We start from the raw sequence: 18,062 nt of genomic DNA, 5'->3' as shown, positions 1-18,062 counted from the left end.
GGCGTGTTCATCGGCGAGCACGGCTCGTGGAACCGCAAGCCGCTCTCGGGCTACAAGGTGGTGTTCGTGCCCTTCGCCGGTGGGCGGCCGAGCGGGCCGCCGGTGGATTTCCTGACAGGTTTCCTGAACGCGGAGGAGAAGGCCCAGGGCCGGCCGGTCGGTGTCGCACTGGACAAGGGCGGCGCGCTGCTGGTGGCCGACGACGTGGGCAACACCGTCTGGCGCGTGGCGCGCGCCCGATAGCGGCCTCTTGTAGGTAGCCATGCCGACAGCATCCCGGGTTCGCGGCCCGGCCGCCGGGCCTAAGATCGCCGCATGACCCTTCCTCGCAGCCGCTTCTGGTCCCAGCTCACGACCCGTGACTTCGCCGTACTCGACCCAGCCGCGACAGTTGCCGTGCTGCCGCTGGGCGCCACCGAGCAGCATGGCCCGCACTTGCCGCTGGGTGTGGATTCGACGCTGGTCGACGGCATCGTCGCCGAGGCATTGCCGCTGCTGCCGGCCGGGCTGCCGGTGCTCTTCCTGCCCACCCAGGCGATCGGCCTGAGCCCCGAGCACGCCAGCTTCCCGGGCACGCTGACCCTATCGGCCGAGACCCTGATCCGGCTCTGGCGCGAGATCGGCGCCGGCGTGGCGCGCTCGGGCCTGCGCAAGCTGGTCTTCTTCAATGCCCATGGCGGGCACACCGGCGCAATGGAAATCGCGGCGCGCGAGCTGCGCGCGGCGCACGGGCTGATCGTCTACAGCGTGAGCTGGTTCAACCTGCCGCTGGGCGAGGCGGGGGCGCAGTTCAGCGCCCAGGAGCATCGTTTCGGCGTGCACGGGGGCGAGATCGAGACCTCGATGATGCTGGCGCTGGCGCCGGCGCAGGTGGACATGCAGGCCGCGCGCGATTTCGGCTCGAGTTCGCGCCAGCGGTCGGTCGACTACCCGCTGCTCGGCGACGGCAAGAGCGCCAGGTTGGGCTGGGCCATGGAGGACTACAACCCCGAGGGCGCGGCGGGCAATGCGGCTGCCGCCAGCGCGCAAAAGGGCCGGGCCGTCGTCGAGGCGGCGGCGCGGCAGCTCGCCGCGCTGCTGGCCGAGGTCTCGCGCCTGCCGCTCGCGACCGTGCACACCGGGCCGCTGCCCTGACGTGAACGGCCTCAGCCGGCCACCGCCGGCCCGCCGGGCGCGGTCTCCTCGATCTTGATCGTGCCGTCGGGCCGCTCGCAGGTGCCGATCAGCAAGCCGCTGGCGATGGCGTGGGCGCGCAGCTGCTCCAGCACCTCTTCCCGGCCGGGCGTGGCCGAGAAGTCGGGCGTGCTGTGCAGCGCGAACAGCTGGAAGGCGTAGCGGTGCACCCCGTGTCCGGGCGGCGGGTCGGGTGGCAGCCAGGCGGCCTGGAGATATGAATTGCGCCCGACATGCAGGCCGGTGCCGGCGTTGTCGGCACTGGGGAAGGCGGCCTCCGGCAGGCTGCCGTCTTCCGCGGGCAGGCCGACCGCAATGGCATGGACCAGCGGATGGGGCGTGGGCGAGTCGGCATCCTCCGCCATCAGCACCAGCGATGCCGAGCCGGCCGGCACCCCGGTCCATTGCAGCGGCGGCGACAGGCCTTCGCCATCGGCGGTGTAGCGCGGCGGCAGCGGCGCATGGTCGGCGAAGGCCAGGCTGGCCAGCTGGATCGAGGCCATGCCCTGGCGCAAGCCGATGGTGTTGAAGGCGATCTCGTCGAGGCCGGCACGCACGCCGTGCAAGGCCTGGCCGATGGCATCAGGAAGCTTTTCGAGCATGCCCGCTGGTATAGCGCCCGGCTTGGCGGGGCCGTGTAGGACACGAGAGCGGCACGGTGCTCCGCTATCATGAATCGGGCTCCGCTGCCCGGCGGCAGAGCCTCCCTTCTCCTCCACAACAAGGAAGCGTATGAGCATCGTCTGGACCATTCTGATCGGCTTTGTCGCTGGCCTGGTGGCGCGCGCCATCAAACCGGGCGACGACTCTGCCGGCTTCATCGTGACCACCTTGATCGGCATCGCCGGCTCGCTGATCGCGACTTACCTTGGCCAGGCCATGGGCTGGTACCGGGCGGGGGAGGGAGCGGGCTTCATCGCCTCGGTGGTCGGTGCGATCGTGCTGCTCTTCATCTGGGGCCTTCTCAAGCGCAAGTGAGAAAACGGGACAGCGGGGGGCGGCAATGGGCCGTCGATCCAGGGCGCATCACCATGTCTACGTCGTCGAGCTCGACGACCGGGTCTGGAACATCGCCCGCTTCCGGCGCGCCAATCCCGACTACCGGCTCGGCCAGCCCTTCGTCTACGTGGGCATGACGGGGCTGGATCCCGACGTACGCTTCGACAAGCACAAGGCCGGCATCCAGGCGAACGCCTTCGTGCGTGACTATGGCCTCAGGCTGCTGCCGGCGCTCTACGCGGTCTACAACCCGATGCCCTACGAGGCAGCGCGCGAGATGGAAGTCGAGCTCGGCATTGCGCTGCGCGAAGCCGGTTACGGCGTGTGGCAGGCCTGAACCTTCGGAGACACTCATGGACAACCCAGCCTGCATCGTGATGACCGCCGCCAGCACCGAGGACGAGGCCGAGGCGCTGGCCGCCGCCATCGTGGAGGCCCGGCTCGCCGCCTGCGTCCAGGTGCAGCGCGTGCGCAGCTTCTACATCTGGGAGGAGACGCTGCACCGCGAGCCCGAATGGGTGCTGCTGATCAAGACGCTGGCCGCCCGCTATCCGGCGCTCGAAGCCTTCATTCGCGAGCGCCACAGCTACGAGACGCCGGAGATCGTGCAGGTGCCGATGACGGCCGGCTCGCCCGATTACCTGCAGTGGCTGGCCGCCGGCAGCACCGGCCTCGATCAGGCGTAGGTCACCCAGTCTTCGTAGGCCGGGCCGTCGAGGTGCGGCAGCGTGTTGTAGGTCACCAGCATGTGGCGCTTGGGCGTGAAGGCGAACTCGGTGACGGCCGTGTTCCGGATGCGCAGGTTGAGCTCGATCGTGATCTCGGGGCTGGTGCCCAGCACGTGGCCCACCGCGGTGCTGATCGGCCCGCCGCTGGAGACCACCAGGACGCGCGCGCGATGGTGCCTGTCGCGCACATGGTCGAGCGCGGTGGTCACGCCGGCCAGGAAGTCGATGTAGCTCGGCATGCCTGCGGGCGTGGTGCGGCCCTGCATCCACGCACCCAGTCCCTCGCGCAGCAGCCGGAAGTGGTGGCGGTACAGCTCCGGCGTGTCCGGGCGCTGCAACTTCTCGGGATGGATGGTCGCGATGACGGCCTCGGCGTCGTACTCGTTGAGCCCGGGCCAGGGCAGCACGTCATCGCGCGAAAGGCCGAGCCCTTCGGCAATTCCCTCCCAGGTCTGGCGATGGCGGTTCAGCGTCCCGGTGATGACGGCGTCGAACTGCACTCCGCGCTCGCGCCAATATTCGCCGAGTCGCCGCGACTGCCGGCGACCGAGGTCGCTGAGCTGGTCGTAATTCTCCGCGCCGAAGCTGGCTTGGCCGTGACGAACGAGATAGAGCTGTCCCATGGGCGGGATTCTGCCGCGCGGGGTCCGGCCGGACGGTCGCGGCCGTGACCTGTGGCTTCCAGGCACCGCCGAGCCCTTTTGCGTGAAATAAGCAACGATCTTTGTAAGCGAATGAAGTAGTAAGTGTTCATTGTGTAAGAATGCAAACTTTCGTAGACATTGCGATGGCTCTCCTACGCCGCAATGCCGCTTCATCCACCGGGAGAGGACAGCACAGAACATGAACAAGACATATCGGAGCGTGTGGAACCACGCGCTCGGAGCATGGGTCGCGGTGTCGGAGCTCACGGCGGCTCGCGGCAAGCGCTCTGGCGGCCTGGCGACCGCGCTCGTGGCGGCGAGCCTGAGCGTGATGGCGGCAACGGCTGCCGCCCAGACTGTCGACTACAACGATGGCGCCAACCTTCCGGGCCCCATCCACACCACGCCGTCCGACGTGAGCCTCAACAGCCTGGGCTCGGGCACGGCAACGCAGAGCGGTGTCATCAGCGGCACCAACGGCATCATCAAGACGGGTCCCGGCACCATCGTGCTGGACGCCGTCAACACCTACCAGGGCTCCACGAGCATCAATGCAGGCGCATTGCAGGTGAGTGCGGACTCCAACCTGGGGTCGGCCGGAAGCGGCATCGTGCTCGATGGCGGCACGCTGCGCCTGGGCTCCGACAACTTCGCCAGCGGTCGCGCGGTAACGCTGGGCGTGGCGGGGGGCACGGTCGATGTCGCCGGCACCCAGGGCGGCCTGCTGACCGGCCCGATCACGGGTGCCGGGGTGCTGACGCTGCGCAATACCGGCACGAACGCGCTGGGCAACGAGGACCGGCGCCTGACCATCGACAACCCCGCCAACAACTACACCGGCGGCACCGTGCTGCAGGGGAACGGCACGGCAGGGCGCCTGAACGTCTGGACCACCACGGCGGGCGCCTTCAGCAGCGGCCCGGTCACCATCCTCGAGAATGCCGAGCTTCGCTTCAACGGCGCCGGCGCGAACGCCGGAGCGCTGACCATCAACGTCACCGCCGCGAACACCGACGTCAACGGCAGCAACAGCGGCATGCAGTTCCAGTTCGGGGCCGGCGCCGGGACGTCCACCGTCAACCTGGGCGCCCCGGGCACGTACGTGCTCTTCGGTGCCGGCGGGGCCAGCGCGGAGTCCGCCACCATCAACAGCACCGGTGGGCGAGTGATCTTCCAGGAGACCAGCACCGGCGGCAGCGCGACCATCAACAACAACGGTGGCGTGGTCCAGCTTTCGAACACGGCGACGCTGGCTGGCGCCACGGTGGTCAACGAGAACGACACCCTCAACGGCCGCACGGGCCAGATCTACATCAACGGGATGACGCCCGGCACCAACGCGGCGATCGGGTCGTTGTCGGGATCGGGCAATGTCGTGCTCGGCGACGCCACGCTGGAAGTGGGCGCGCTCGGCAAGAACGACATCATCAGCGGGGTGATTGCGGGCACCGGCCCGGGCGTTCAGGACAAGAACGGCTCGAACTACGTCAATTCGGTCCTGCTTGGCACCGGTACGGTGGTGAAGGTCGGCGCCGGCACGCTGGCCCTGACCGGCGACAACACCTACACCGGCGGCACCACCATCAGCGGCGGTGCGCTCCAGTTGGGCAACGGAACAGCGAGCGGCAGCGTGGTGGGCGCGATCACCAACAATGCGTCGCTGATCGTCAACCGCTCGGACAACTACACCCTGGGCAATGCGATCACCGGCAAAGGTACGCTGACGCAGGCCGGCGCCGGCACCACCACCGTCACAGGGGCCAACGACTACAGCGGCGGCACGATCCTGAATGCGGGGGGGCTGAGCATCGGCAGCGCCGGGGTGCTCGGCACCGGGCCGGTCACCCTCAACGCCGGCACCTTCATCACGAGCAGCCCGCTGTCGATGAGCAACGCGGTCGCGATCGGGGGCAACGTCAACCTCGCGACCAGTGGAACTCTCGCCTTGGCCGGGCCGGTCACGCTGGCGGCCGATGCCACGCTGACGCAAACCAGCACCGCCGGCATCGTCAGCTTCGATGGCGGGATCGGCGGCAGCCACGGCATCACCCTGGATGCCACGGCGCCATGGGGCGGGTTCAGTTTCACGACGCCCAACAACTACACCGGGACCACCACCGTCCAGGGCAACGCCCAGCTGGCATTGACTGCCACGGGCAACGTTCCCGGTGACCTGGTGGTCAATCCCGGCGGCGCGGTGGTGGCGGAGGGCAGCGGCCGCTTCGCCCCGACCGCGAACCTGACCATCAACTCCACCGGCAGCACCGTACCCTCGCAGGTGTCGGGCCTGGAGCTGGTCAACGCCGTCCAAACGGTCGCGCAATTGAACGGCAATGGCACCGTGGGCCTGAACGGCTCGGAACTCACGGTCGGCGCGGGCACGTTCACCGGCGCCATGTCGAATGGCGTGGTCGCGCCGGTCAATCCCGGCTCGCTGGTCAAGGCAGGCGCCGGCACGCTGACGCTGTCGGGCGCCAACACCTACACCGGAAGCACCACCGTCGCCGCCGGCACGTTGCGCGCGGGCGCCGCCGGCACCTTGAGCGCTGCGTCGGCGCACAGCGTGGCCGCGGGCGCCACCCTCGACCTGGCGGGCCTCAGCCAGAGCATGGCCTCGCTCAACAACAGCGGCACCGTCTCGCTGGCCGGCGCCGCGGCGGGCAGCACGCTCACGGTCAACGGCCCCTATGTGGGCAACAACGGCACGCTGCGCCTGGGCACGGTGCTCGGCGCGAGCGGGCCCTCCGACCGCCTGGTGCTCGATGGGCCCACGGCGGTCGCCAGCGGCAGCACCACCCTGCAGATCACCAACCTCGGCGGACTGGGCGGCCAGACTGCGGGCAACGGCATCGAAGTGATCACGGCACTGAACGGGGCCACCACCACGGCGCAGACCACCAAGAGCGCTTTTGCGCTCGGAGGCGCTGGCCACGTGGACGCGGGCGCTTTCGAGTACCGGCTGTACGCTGCCGATGCAGTCGGCGCCGGCGAGAACTGGTACCTGCGTTCCCAGGTGATTCCGCCTCCGCCGCCTCCGCCACCGCCTCCGCCGCCGCCTCCTGCGCCGCCCGCTCCTCCCGCGCCCCCGGCTCCGCCTGCGCCACCGGCACCGCCTGCACCGCCTGCACCGGCACCCGCACCAGAACCGGCGCCTGCACCAGCGCCACCCGCGCCACCCGCGCCCGCGCCGGCACCCGTCGCAGTGACGGCCTACCGCGCCGAGGCCTCGATGCTGTCTGCCCTGCCGTCGCAACTGCGCGGCGCCGACCTGGGGATGATCGGCAGCCTGCGCAGCCGCATGGGCGACGACGACGCCAGCGGCCGCGCGATGGCCAGCCTGACGCCGGTCGCCGGCGCGCTCTCGACCGAGCGCCGCGCCTGGGCCCGCGCGGTCTACAGCGACCTGGACATTCGCCAGTCGGGCGTCGTCAATCCCTCGACGCAGGGCCATGTCAGCGGTGTGCAGGCAGGGACCGATCTCTACGTCTCGCAGCTGGGCGACTGGCGCGCCGGCGTCTATGTCGGCACGCTTGACGGCAATGCCGACCTGAGCGGCTTCGCCAGCGGCCTCTACCGCGCCGTCGGCAGCACAGACCTGCGCGCGCGCTATCTTGGCGCCTACGCCAGCTATGCCAATGCCACTGGCTTCTATGTCGACTCGGTGCTGCAGTACGGCTCGCAGCGCTACACGATCCGTCCGCTCGGCGGGTTCGCCGCGTCCGGCAAGGGGAACAGCCTCACCGCCTCCGTCGAGGTCGGCCAGGCCTTCGCGCTCGGCGGCAACTGGACCCTCGAGCCCCAGGCGCAGCTCAGCTACCGCCGGGCCAAGCTCGACGACCTGGCGATCTCCGGCGCGCTGGTGCAACAGGACGATGCCAGCGGCTGGACGGCAGGCCTGGGCGTGCGCGTGAAGGGCGACTTCGCCACTTCGGCGGGCCGGCTGCAGCCCTATGGCCGCATCGGGGTCATCCACGCCAACGACGGGGGCGACACGGCGCGGTTCATCAACGGCGGCTTCTCCACGCCCATTGCCAGCTCGAGCCGCTACACCTCCGTCGAGCTCGCCACGGGCGCGACGCTGACGCTGAGCAGGACCGTGAGCCTCTACGGCGAGCTCGGCAAGGTCTTCAGCACCGGTGGCGATACCCGGGTGAAGTCCTCGGTCCAGGGTGCGGTGGGCGTGCGCGTGCGCTGGTAGCAGGAAAAGATCTCGGCGCGGGCAGGAACTCGCGCGCGGCCGGCCGCTCCCACCGGCCATGGCTGCGCCGACCTCGTCCCACACCCCCGGTCTTCTTCCCCGCCGCGCGGTGGCCGCTGCCTTCGTCGCCGTGCCGGTGCTCTGGCTCGGCGCCCGCGCGCAGCCGCAGCCCAGGCGCTTCGCCACGCCTTCGCAGACCGAAGGACCCTTCTACCCAGTCAAGCTGCCGGCCGATGCCGACAACGACCTGCTGCGCAATGGCGCGCTGAGCTACCCCAGCGGCCAGCCGGCCTCGGTCGAGGGCAGCGTGACCGACCTCGACGGGCGCCCGCTGCGCGGCGCCCAGGTCGAGATCTGGCAGTGCGACCAGGGCGGCCACTACCACCATCCGGGCGACGGCGATCGTGCCGACGCCGCCTTCCAGGGGTTCGGCCGCGTGGCCGTCGATGCCGAGGGCCGCTGGCGCTTCCGCACCATCCGGCCGGTGGCGTACAGCGGCCGTACGCCCCACATCCACGTGAAGGTCAAACTGGGCGGACGTGAACTGCTGACCACACAGCTCTACGTGGCCGGCGATCCGGGCAACGCGCGCGACTTCCTGTGGCGCAACCTGCCGGAGCCTGCGCGCGAGGCCGTGACCGTGCCCTTCGAGCGGACCTCGGACGGCTGGCAGGCGCGCTTTCCGATCGTGATCGCCTCCTGAGGCGAAAGCACCTCCGCGCGGCCGTCATCGACGGCGAAGTAACCCGTGACAGCTCAAGGGGTATGTAATACTATTTAACTCGTTTTGGCGAGTCCTTGATCACAACGCGCTACGGCAGCTTGCTCGTGGCAGAGCAGCTTGCGCGGCGAAGAACGGGGTTCCGAATGAACAAGTTCACGACCAGCGCGTTCCGTGTTCGGAGTGCGCCGCACTCAACGTTGCATCCGTCGCCACGGCAGGCGGAGGTCTGCCGCCCTGACGAGGGGCGCACAGGGGTCGTGAACACGCAAGACCAGATGACTGGTGCCGGGCAAGCGTATCGGGTGTGGGCGGACGCCCCCGGGAGCTTTTCGACACACAAGATCACGGCCTTGCATCACAACTTTCACAAGCATCCCCTTTTTCAGCTCGCCGAACTCGCCAATCTGGCGAAGGAACTCGTGCCTTTCGAACAGTGCCGGTTCATCAGGCCAGGCATCTCGCAGGCTTCCAGCTTCACGCACGACAGCCAGCATCCCGATGGCCGCAGCATCGACGAGGTGTTCGGGCGCATCGAGGAAGCGGGCTCGTGGGTCGCCCTATACAACATCGAGGTCATTCCGCGCTACGCGGCCCTGCTCGCCAGCATCGTCGAGACGATGCGTCCCCATATCGAGCGCGAGCAGCCCGGCATCTTCAATATCAATGGCTTCGCATTCATCTCGGCGCCGCCTTCCGTGACGCCATTCCACATCGATCGCGAGAACAACATCTGGCTGCAATTGCACGGTCGCAAGACCATGAATGTCTGGGACCACACGGATCGGGTCGTGGTGGCGGCCGACGCAGTCGAGGATTTCATCGTCCGACATTCGTTGAGGAAGGTCCGCTTCAAGGAAGAGTTCCGCGCCCGCAGCCACCAGTTCGAGACCCAACCGGGAGATGCGGTCTACTTCCCCAGCACCTCGCCGCACATGACGAGTTCCGACCGCAGCTGGACACAGCCGGGAGACGGTGTGTCGATCTCGATCGGCGTGACCTTCTACACGTCGGTGACGCGCAGGATGGCGCGCGTCCATCAGGTCAACAGGCTCTTGCGCAAGGCGGGGATGTCGCCGGCATTCCCCGGCGAATCGCCTACCGCGGACGCGCTCAAGGCACCCATCGGCGGAATGGTCGGCATGGCCCGTGCCTCGCTCTCGCGCGCGATCGCTCCCTTGCGCCGCGTCAAGCTCGCCGCCACGGCGCCACCGGGTTCTTTCTAGCGGGTCGAACGGGGTCGCTCAGGATTGCTGCCGGACCTGCCCGGATGACAGCACCTCGGCGAACACGGCCGCATCGACATTGCCGCCCGTCAGCGCGATGCCGACGCGCTTGCCGCGCCAGCGCGCCGATTGTTGCAGCAGCGCCGCCAGCGCGGCGGCGCCGGCGCCCTCCGCCGCGTTGTGCGTGTCGGTGAAGAGCACGCGCATTGCTTCGGCCACTTCCGCGTCGCTCACCGCGACCACGTCATCGGCCTCGCTCCGCAGCACCTCCAGCGCCTCGGGCACTGGCGTGCGGCAGGCCATGCCGTCGGCCAGCCGCGTGCTGACCGGCGACTCGAGCGCGCGGCCTGCGCGGAAGGAGTCGAGGTAGGCGGTCGCGTGCGCCGACACCACGCCGACCAGCCGCGTCGACACCCCGCAGTGCGCACGCGCCGCCGCCGCGGCCGCGAAGCCCGAGCCCAGCCCGATCGGCACGAACAGCACCTCGGGCGGACCGTCCGGCGTCGCGGCCAGCGTCTCGAAGAACTCGACGTAGGCGCTGGCCACGCCGCGCACCAGATCAGGGTGGAAGGAGGGCACGCGGTGCAGGCCCAGGGTCTCGGCCAGCTGCCCGGCGTGCTCGTTGGCGGCCTGGAACTCGTCGCCATGCTCGATGAGCGTGACGCCCAGCGCGCGCATCGCGGCGTTCTTCTCGACGGAGTTGCCGTGCGGCACGACGATGGTTGCGGCCAAGCCATGGCGCCGCGCCGCGAAGCCGACCGACTGGCCATGGTTGCCGCGCGTGGCGCTGATCACATGGCGCACGGCGGGCTGTTCGCGCGCCAGTGTCTCGAAGTAGGTGAGCCCGCCGCGCAGCTTGAAGGCGCCGGTCGGCGTGTGGTTCTCGTGCTTGGCCCACACTGTGCAGCCCAGGCGCTGCGCCAGCAGCGGCCAGGCGTATTGCGGCGTCGGCGGCATGGCCGTGTAGACGGTGCGGCGAGCGGCCTCGATCTCCTCGCGTGTGAAACGCATGGTCAGCGGTGCTCCGGCACGTTCATCAGGTCCCCTTGGAGTCAAGCGTGACGATGCCGCGCGGCGAGTCGAACACCGCACGCAGATGGGGAGCGCCGGTGCTCACCGGAACGCCGGCAAGGCCGATGGCTCCGAGCGCACGTTCCAGGTCGCCAGCACGCGGGTGCGACAGTGCCAGCGAGCGCAGGCGGACGCCGGAGTCGGCCATGCTGTCGCTGGGATGCGCCGCACCCCAGGCGATCAGCGTCGGCAGCGCGCCGTAGAAGAGCCGCTGGCCGTCGTCCCGTACCGTGATGCGCCAGTCGAGGCGGCCGGCCGGCGTGTCGCGCGAGGCTTCGAGCAGGCTGCCGCGATCGATGCGGTGGCGCGCTAGCGCCTGGAGGGTGGCGTCGGCATCAGGCACCTCGACGACGAAGTGCACCAGCAGCGGCCCCTCGCGCGCGAGCGCGGCGTGGAGTGCCGGGTCATCCAGGTCGAACCAGCGGTGGAACGCCGCGGGCCGCGCGGGCTTTTGCGCGGGGTCGATTGCAATGATCTCGAGGTAGCTGCGCGGAAATTCAGCAGTCGCGATCTTCAGCAGCCGGTTGTGCGTGCCCATCAGCGGGTGCGTGCCGCCCGGGCCGGGCGCGACGCCGAAGGTGGCTTCGCACCAGCCGACGCCCTCGTCGAGGCTGCGAGCTGCGATCACGAGGTGGTCGATGCGCGCCGGCATGCGGATTCCTAGAGTGTGAGCTTGCCGTCGATGCAGGTGACCGAATCGCCGCCGACCCAGACCTGGCCGTCGGCATCGCGCGTCACGTGGACGCGCCCGGATCGACCCAGGCACTGGCCTTGTGCCGCGAGGTAGCGCTCGGGCAGGTGGCCTTCGGCGATCAGCCATTGCGCGAGACTGGCGTTGAAGCTGCCGGTCACCGGGTCTTCCTCGATGCCGATCGGCGCGGCGAAGGCCCGCACCTCGAGGCCGATGTCTTCCGCTTCGGATTGCGCGAAGGCGCGCGCCTCGCGGTTGGAGCGCGCGATCAGAGCGGTAGCCGGTCCTACGTCCCGTGCGGGCATGCCGGCCACGCCGACCTTCTGGCCGAGCTCCTTGAGCGCGCGATGGTCTGGCTTGAGCGCGAGCACGGTGTCGGCATCGGCAAGCAGCAGGCCGAGCCATACCGGGCCGTTGTCCAGCAACTGCGCGGCCACGATCTGCTGCGCCCGCAGGCCTAGCGCGCCCGCCACCCTTGCCAGCAGCGAGGGGCTGGGCGCGCTGCGCTGCGAGGGCGGCGCCGCAAAGACGAGGCGCTCGCCCTCGTGCCGGATGGGCACCAGGCCCTTGGCACATTGCTGCACGATGCGCCCGCTGGTCTTGGGCCGGCCGCCGGCCTCCAGCCAGGCGTGGCAGCTGCCGAGCGTCGGATGGCCGGCAAAGGGCAATTCGCCGCCTGGGGTGAAGATGCGCACGCGGTAGTCGGCCGCAGGCTCGGTGGGCGGCAGCAGGAAGGTGGTTTCCGACAGGTTCGTCCAGCGGGCGAAGTTCTGCATTGCCGCATCGTCAAGGCCGGTGCCGTCGAGCACCACCGCGAGCGGGTTGCCGGCGTAGGGCTTCGCCGTAAAGACGTCGACTTGCTTGAAGGGGCGGGTTTGCATGGCGTTCATTCCAGGGTGAGGTCGAGCACGCCGCGCGCGCCGGCCCGGGTGCGCAGGTCGGCAAACCAGCGCTCGACATGCGGCCAGCTGGGCCGCGTGTATTCGGTCTGCGGCAGGCCGAACCAGCGATGCGCTTCACAGCCGACAGGGATGTCGGCCATCGTGAAGTGCTCGCCGAGCATGAAGGGGCGAGTGGCGAGATGCGCGTCGAGCAGCGCGAACAGCGGCTCGGTGGCGCGCACCGAATGGGCGATCACGGCCGGGTCGCGCTGGTCCGCGGGCGTTCGGATCCATTGCCTGAATGCGCCGGCGCTGACCGGATTGAGTGTGGTCTGCTGCCAGTCCATCCAGCGCTCGGCGTCGAAGCGCGCGGCCAGCGGCTCAGGGTAGAGCTTGCCCGGCGAATGCTTGGCGCAGAGGTAGCGCACGATCACGTTCGATTCCCAAAGCGTGACGCGCGCCTCCCCCTCGCCGTCGTCGATGGCCGGCACCAATGCATTCGGGTTGAGCGCAAGGTACTCCGGCGTCTGCACGATGCCGAACTTGCCGCCAGCTTCGGTGCGCTGGAAATCGAGGCCGAGTTCCTGCGCGCACCACACCACCTTGCGCACGTTGATGGAGCTGATGCGCCCCCAGATGTTGAGCATGTTCAGAATCCCTTCGAAGGGCGGTCGACGAGCAAAAGACGAAGTGCGAGGCCGATCATCACCGTGGCGACAGTGCAGCGCCGGGAGCCGACGGCGCCGCGCCGACGCTGCAGCCAGCGGCCGATCATCCCGCTGCAGGTGCCCAGCGTAGTATTGAACACGAGGCGCTAAGCGGCGATGCCCGCCAGTTGGCGCTGGACTTCGGCCGCGGCCTGGTGCGCCAGCTGCTCGCGCACCGCATCGGCCAGCGCGGTAATCGCCGTGTCGATCTCCTCGACGCTGGCGGTCACGAAGGACAGGCGCAGCGTGCGCGCATCGCCGGCGCCGGCGTAGAAGGGCATCCCCGGCACGAAGGCCACGCCGCGCTCCACCGCCTTGGGCAGCAGCGCCACCGCGTCCATGCCCTCTGGCAAGCGCAGCCAGAGGAACATGCCGCCGGCCGGCTTGTTGAAGGCCACGCCCAGGCCTTGCATCTCGCGCTCGAGTGCGGCGAGCATCGCATCGCGTTGGCGCTTGTAGAGCGCTCGGATGGTGGGCACGTGGCGATCGAGGAAGCCTTCCTTCATCACCTCCGCGACCACGCGCTGGTTGAAGGTGGGACTGTGCAGATCGGCCGCCTGCTTGGCTTGCAGCAGCTTGGGAAAGATGGCCTTCGGGGCGACCAGGAAGCCCAGCCGCAGACCCGGCGCCAGCACTTTCGAAAAGGACCCGAGATAGATGCAGCCTTCGGGATTGCGTGCCGTGAGCGGCAGCGGCGGTGCTTCGTCGAACCAGAGGTCGCCATAGGGGTTGTCCTCGACGATCGGCAGGCCGGCCTCCGCCGCGGCGGCGGAGACTGCGGCGCGGCGTGACTCGGTCATCGTGCGGCCGGTGGGATTCTGGAAATTCGGCAGCAGGTAGACGAAGCGGGCGTCCTTGGCCTTGGCCTTCAAGTCGTCGACCCGCACACCCTCGTCGTCGCTGGCGACGCTGACGGCCTCGGGCTCCATCGGCGAGAAGGCTTGCAGCGCGCCAAGGTAGGTGGGCGTCTCCACCAGCACGCGGCTGCCGGGGTCGAGCAGTATCTTGGCGATCAGGTCGAGGCCTTGCTGCGAGCCGGTGGTGATCAGCACCTGGGCCGGGTCGACCGGCCAGGGCAGCATCGCCGCAACCGCTTCGCGCAGCGGACCATAGCCCTCGCTGGCCGCGTATTGCAGCGCGGCCTGGCCGTCCTTGTGCAGCACCTCGGCGCAGGCTTCGGCGAAGGCGCTGATCGGGAAGGTCTTGGGCGAGGGCAGGCCGCCCGCCAAGCTGATGATGCCGGGACGCTCGGTGACCTTGAGGATCTCGCGGATCACCGAGGGGTTCATCTTTTCTGCGCGGGCGGCGAGTTTCCAGTTCATGTCGTTTCCTTCGGATGTGCAAGTTGTTGTGATGATGCGGCGCCCGGGCGCGCCTGCGAGAGCTTCTTGCCGGCGACTACGGTGGCGACCACCGCCGCCGCGAAGCCGAGCGTAACGAGATCGATCGGCTCGCCCAGCAGCGGCACGGCGGCGAGGATCGAGAGGAAGGGCTGCAGCAGCTGGGCCTGGCTCACACGCAGCGCACCGCCCATGGCGAGGCCGCGATACCAGGCGAAGAAGCCCACCCACATCGAGAAGACGCCGACGTAGACGAAGCCCAGCCAGGACGAGATCGCGATAGGCTGCTGGGGCCAAAGCCACAGCGCTCCCGGCAGCGTGACCGGCAGCGCCATAACGCAGACCCAGCAGATCACGCGCTCGGCACCCAGCGCCGGAGTGATCTGGGCGCCGTAGATGTAGCCCAGCGAGGCGGCGAAGACGGCGCCCACGAGCAGCAGGTCGGCCCAGGCGAAGCCGAACTGCTGCTCGCCGGCGCGCAGCATCGAGAACGCGATTACCAGCGCGCTGCCCGCCAGCGCGCAGAGCCAGAAGCCGAGGCGAGCGCGCTGGTGCAGCACCCAGGCCGCGCAGGCCGCCGTCACCAGCGGCAGCAGGGCGGTCACCACCGCAGCATGACTGGCGCTGACGATGCGCAATGCGTAGGCGAGCAGCAGCGGGAAGCCGATCGCGTTGCCCAGCATGGCCATGCCGAGCGGCTTCCATTGGTGGCGTTGCGGCAGTGGCGAGCGGGTCGCGAGCAGGAAGATCACCGACAGCAGACCCGCAAGCGCCGCCCGGCCCAGTGTCAGGAACCAGGGCGAGAGCTGCGGCGCCTCTTGCGTGCCCGTGGCCAGCCGCGTCATCGGCAACGTGACTGCAAAGAAGGCAACGCCGAGCACGCCCAGCCACATGCCGAGGGTTTCGTCCTTGACCTTCATACGCGGGCCATCCACCACGCGGTGAGTACCAGCACGGCGGCCATGGCGCGGTTGAACCACAGCAGGCGTCGCCCGTGCGCCAGCCAGTTGCGCAGCAGCGAGCCGGCGAGCGCGTAGGCGAAGTTGCTGGTGAAGGCGTAGACCAGCATGACCGGCGCCACGATGGCGAAGCGCCGCAGCGCGTCGGGTTGCCCCGCGATCCATGTTGCCACCAGCGTCAGCGCCAGGAGCCAGGCCTTGATGTTGACGAACTGCAGCATCACGCCCTGCCAGAAGCCGACCCGCAGCTGCTTGCCGTCGGCCTGACCCATCGTGGTGCTGCCGCTGAGCTTCCAGGCGAGCCACAGCAGGTAGGCGATGCCCAGCGCCTTGATTGCCCAGCGCAAGGAGGGCGCAGCCACCACCAGCGCGCCGATGCCGGCCGCGCACAAGCCCAGCAACAGGCCCCAGCCCACGGGCACGGCGACCACGAAGCGCATGGCTCGCCGCAGGCCGCCGTTGGCTGCCAGCGCCGTCGAGAGCGTGGTATTGGGTCCGGGCGAAAAGCTCATCGCCGTGGCCAGCACCAGCAGGGCGGTGAATTCTTGCCAGTTCATGGCACACACTCTAAACTGCTGACCATTACAGTTCCAGTACAGATTTTCGAACATGAGTCGACCCTGTATCGGTCCAGTCATCGACACAGAGCAGGCACCTGCATGCTGACACGAACCTCCACCCAGTCGTTGACGGAACAATTGGCCAGCCGCTTCGCCGAGCGCATCCGCACGCGCCTGCTGGCGCCGGGGGCGCGGCTGCCCTCGGTGCGCGAATGCGCGCGGCAACAGGGCGTGAGCCCGCACACGGTGGTCGCAGCCTATGACCAGTTGCTCGCGCAGGGCCTCGTCGAAGCCCGCCGTCAGCGGGGCTTTTATGTGCGGGATTCGATCGCCGCCCAGGCCGGATCAGCGCCGTCGACCCCCGGCCCGCTGGCCGAACCGGCCGTCTCGCAGCCGGTGCCCGCAGACGCCAGCACGCTGATCCGAGGCATGTTTCACCGCCCCAGCGACAAGCCACAGCCGGGGATGGGCGTATTCCCCTCCGAGTGGCTGGATTCCCCCTTCACTGCCGCCGCCGTGCGGCGCGTGACCAGCACACGGGCGCTGCAGGACTTTTCATTGCAATACGGCGAGCCCGCAGGCGATACCGGCCTGCGGCGCAGCCTCGCGACCAAGCTTGCGAGCATCAACGTGCCCGCCGGCGTTGAGCAGATCGTGACCACGGTCGGCGCGACGCATGCCCTCGATATCGTGAGCCGAACGCTGCTGCGGCCCGGCGATCCGGTGATGGTCGAGGAGCCGGGTTGGGCGCTGGAGTTCGCGCGGCTCGAGGCGTTGGGCATGCGCATCCTGCCAGTGCCGCGAAAGGCCGACGGGCCCGATCTCGAGGTGATGGAGCGCTACTGCAATGCGGGCGACGGCCACAAGCCCAAGCTTTTCGTCAGCGTGAGCGTGCTGCACAACCCGACGGGCTACAGCCTGACGCCGGGTAGCGCGCACCGGGTGCTTCAGCTGGCCAACCAGCATGGGTTCCACATCGTCGAGGACGACACCTACAGCCACCTGGCGCCGGAGCACGCCACCCGCCTGTGCGCGCTCGACGGGCTGCAGCGCACCGTCTACGTGAGCGGCTTCGCGAAGATTCTCGCGCCCAACTGGCGCATCGGTTTCCTGGCGGCTTCGCCACAGCTTGTCGGCCGCATGCTGGAAACCAAGCTGCTGGCCACGCTCACCACCCCATCATTGTTCGAGCGGGCGCTCGCCTGGTGCATCGATCAAGGCCAGTTGCGCCGCCATGCCGAGCGCGTGCGCCTGCGCCTTGATGGCGCGCGCGGGCGCACCGTGAAGTTGGCGCTGGCGGCCGGCTGTGCACTGGCTGCCGAGCCGGCGGGGCTGTTCGGCTGGGTAGACACCGGCGTGGACACCGACGCGCTGACCCAGCGCATGCTCGATGAAGGTTACCTGCTGGCGCCGGGGTCGCTGTTTCATGCGCGGCGGCCGCCGAGCACCTTGATGCGCATCAACTTCGCGACGGCACAGGACGCCACGTTCTGGAAGGTGTTCGCCCGCGTCCGCGCGCAGCTTTGAGGAGGCGTTCAGAGCAGTCTGTCAGGGGCGAAGGGGCCGAAAAGCCTGAGGAGCAAGCGTAGTCCGGCACTCGCGTCCGGCTCTGTCGTGCTGTCCTTGAGGCCGCTGTCCTGCGGCGCTCGCCATACCAGGCGGCCGTCCCTCTGCTCGACCCGCCAGGCCCCTTTGTTCATGGCGATCTCGATCTGTCGTGCGGCGACTTGGCAGAGCTCGTCGCTGCGAATGAGCAGAGCGATCTCGGTGTTCTGCAGTTGCGAGCGCAGATCGAGGTTCATCGATCCGACCACCAGCAGTCGGCCGTCCATCACCAGCACCTTGGAATGCAGCATCGAACGCGACTCGCCCGGCGTGCTCCCTCCGGCGGAACCGAAGGCGCTGCCCAGTCCCGCCTGTTCGCTGCGTAGTTCGTACAGGCCGACGCCCATCGCCAGCAGGTCTTCGCGATGCCGCGCGTAGCCGACGTGGGCCACGGGCGCGTCGTTGGAGGCGAGCGAATTGGTCAGCACGCGGATCTTGACGCCACGCGCGAGCGCCGAGGCGAACGCCTGTTTCATGTCCTGGCCGGGCACGAAGTAGGGCGAGATGATGAGGAGGTCGCGCTGCGCTTGGCCGATCATGTGCAGAAGTCCTTCGACCA

18 protein-coding genes and 1 pseudogene are annotated in these 18,062 nt (G+C 69.1%); 9 read left to right on the top strand and 10 right to left on the bottom strand.

Going from position 1 to position 18,062, the window contains the following annotated elements; all coding sequences use genetic code 11:
• Together APY03_RS44805 and APY03_RS30185 are read left to right on the top strand one after the other, a co-directional pair.
• Positions 1 to 243, top strand: a pseudogene (locus APY03_RS44805) (sorbosone dehydrogenase family protein); the annotation flags it as partial.
• A gap of 72 nt (positions 244 to 315) precedes the next feature.
• Entirely contained in the window at positions 316 to 1,134 is an 819-nt protein-coding gene (locus APY03_RS30185; RefSeq protein WP_068682884.1) for a creatininase family protein, read from the top strand.
• A gap of 11 nt (positions 1,135 to 1,145) precedes the next feature.
• On the opposite strand, the gene APY03_RS30180 is transcribed toward APY03_RS30185, so the two are convergent.
• On the bottom strand, positions 1,146 to 1,775 hold the full coding sequence (locus APY03_RS30180; RefSeq protein WP_068682882.1) for a YbhB/YbcL family Raf kinase inhibitor-like protein: 630 nt from the start codon (positions 1,773 to 1,775) through the stop codon (positions 1,146 to 1,148).
• 130 nt (positions 1,776 to 1,905) lie between these two features.
• Here APY03_RS30180 and APY03_RS30175 point away from each other — a divergent pair, with 130 nt between their 5' ends.
• Genes APY03_RS30175 through cutA form a run of 3 tightly spaced genes read left to right on the top strand, consistent with a single transcriptional unit; the run spans position 1,906 to position 2,858 of the window.
• A complete protein-coding gene (locus tag APY03_RS30175; protein WP_068682880.1) occupies positions 1,906 to 2,151 on the top strand; it encodes a GlsB/YeaQ/YmgE family stress response membrane protein in 246 nt (81 codons plus the stop codon).
• Between the two features lie 25 nt (positions 2,152 to 2,176).
• Positions 2,177 to 2,509, top strand: coding sequence for a hypothetical protein (locus APY03_RS30170; RefSeq protein WP_068682879.1), 333 nt, complete (start codon positions 2,177 to 2,179; stop codon positions 2,507 to 2,509).
• A 16-nt stretch (positions 2,510 to 2,525) separates the two neighbouring features.
• Positions 2,526 to 2,858, top strand: a complete 333-nt coding sequence (cutA, locus tag APY03_RS30165; RefSeq protein WP_068682877.1) for a divalent-cation tolerance protein CutA — start codon at positions 2,526 to 2,528, stop codon at positions 2,856 to 2,858.
• Here the strand turns inward: cutA and APY03_RS30160 are convergent.
• Positions 2,849 to 3,523 (bottom strand): histidine phosphatase family protein, encoded by a 675-nt coding sequence (locus tag APY03_RS30160; protein WP_068682875.1) that lies wholly within the window; start codon positions 3,521 to 3,523, stop codon positions 2,849 to 2,851. The two genes, cutA and APY03_RS30160, sit on opposite strands and share 10 nt — an antisense overlap.
• Before the next feature lie 220 nt (positions 3,524 to 3,743).
• Between APY03_RS30160 and APY03_RS30155 the strand changes: the two genes are divergently transcribed.
• The 3 genes from APY03_RS30155 to APY03_RS30145 all read left to right on the top strand — a co-directional run bounded on the left by APY03_RS30155 (position 3,744) and on the right by APY03_RS30145 (position 9,689).
• The gene (locus tag APY03_RS30155) at positions 3,744 to 7,742 is read left to right on the top strand and encodes an autotransporter outer membrane beta-barrel domain-containing protein (protein ID WP_083944656.1); all 3,999 of its coding nucleotides are present in this window, start codon (positions 3,744 to 3,746) and stop codon (positions 7,740 to 7,742) included.
• A 58-nt stretch (positions 7,743 to 7,800) separates the two neighbouring features.
• Positions 7,801 to 8,445: a dioxygenase family protein gene (locus tag APY03_RS30150; protein WP_174262767.1), complete on the top strand. Its 645-nt coding sequence runs from the start codon at positions 7,801 to 7,803 to the stop codon at positions 8,443 to 8,445.
• Positions 8,446 to 8,816: 371 nt separating this feature from the next.
• Positions 8,817 to 9,689 (top strand): JmjC domain-containing protein, encoded by an 873-nt coding sequence (locus APY03_RS30145; protein ID WP_232081163.1) that lies wholly within the window; start codon positions 8,817 to 8,819, stop codon positions 9,687 to 9,689.
• 18 nt (positions 9,690 to 9,707) lie between these two features.
• Here the strand turns inward: APY03_RS30145 and APY03_RS30140 are convergent, their stop codons facing one another.
• From APY03_RS30140 to APY03_RS30110, 7 genes are all read right to left on the bottom strand, one after another.
• Positions 9,708 to 10,700, bottom strand: a complete 993-nt coding sequence (locus APY03_RS30140; RefSeq protein WP_068682870.1) for a threonine dehydratase — start codon at positions 10,698 to 10,700, stop codon at positions 9,708 to 9,710.
• A 25-nt stretch (positions 10,701 to 10,725) separates the two neighbouring features.
• Positions 10,726 to 11,412: a VOC family protein gene (locus APY03_RS30135; protein ID WP_068682869.1), complete on the bottom strand. Its 687-nt coding sequence runs from the start codon at positions 11,410 to 11,412 to the stop codon at positions 10,726 to 10,728.
• A gap of 8 nt (positions 11,413 to 11,420) precedes the next feature.
• Positions 11,421 to 12,332 (bottom strand): PhzF family phenazine biosynthesis protein, encoded by a 912-nt coding sequence (locus APY03_RS30130; protein WP_174262766.1) that lies wholly within the window; start codon positions 12,330 to 12,332, stop codon positions 11,421 to 11,423.
• Positions 12,333 to 12,337: 5 nt separating this feature from the next.
• Complete coding sequence (locus APY03_RS30125; RefSeq protein ID WP_068682865.1) at positions 12,338 to 12,979, bottom strand: glutathione S-transferase family protein; 642 nt, start codon at positions 12,977 to 12,979, stop codon at positions 12,338 to 12,340.
• Positions 12,980 to 13,146: 167 nt separating this feature from the next.
• On the bottom strand, positions 13,147 to 14,361 hold the full coding sequence (locus APY03_RS30120) for an aminotransferase-like domain-containing protein (protein WP_068682863.1): 1,215 nt from the start codon (positions 14,359 to 14,361) through the stop codon (positions 13,147 to 13,149).
• Entirely contained in the window at positions 14,358 to 15,299 is a 942-nt protein-coding gene (locus tag APY03_RS30115; RefSeq protein WP_068682861.1) for a DMT family transporter, read from the bottom strand. The genes APY03_RS30120 and APY03_RS30115 overlap by 4 nt, the downstream gene beginning before the upstream one ends.
• Positions 15,296 to 15,895 (bottom strand): LysE family translocator, encoded by a 600-nt coding sequence (locus tag APY03_RS30110; protein WP_068682859.1) that lies wholly within the window; start codon positions 15,893 to 15,895, stop codon positions 15,296 to 15,298. The genes APY03_RS30115 and APY03_RS30110 overlap by 4 nt, the downstream gene beginning before the upstream one ends.
• A gap of 102 nt (positions 15,896 to 15,997) precedes the next feature.
• Between APY03_RS30110 and APY03_RS30105 the strand changes: the two genes are divergently transcribed.
• Positions 15,998 to 17,425 (top strand): aminotransferase-like domain-containing protein, encoded by a 1,428-nt coding sequence (locus APY03_RS30105; RefSeq protein ID WP_068682858.1) that lies wholly within the window; start codon positions 15,998 to 16,000, stop codon positions 17,423 to 17,425.
• A gap of 8 nt (positions 17,426 to 17,433) precedes the next feature.
• Here the strand turns inward: APY03_RS30105 and APY03_RS44800 are convergent.
• Positions 17,434 to 18,062, bottom strand: a 629-nt coding sequence (locus APY03_RS44800; RefSeq protein ID WP_232324470.1) for a phospholipase D-like domain-containing protein, incomplete at its 5' end; no start/stop codon positions are given.

Source organism: Variovorax sp. WDL1 (assembly GCF_001541225.1).
Taxonomy (GTDB): Bacteria; Pseudomonadota; Gammaproteobacteria; order Burkholderiales; family Burkholderiaceae_C; genus Variovorax.
Note: the sequence above shows the minus strand (reverse complement) of the source record. Positions and strands in the feature narration are given on the sequence as shown.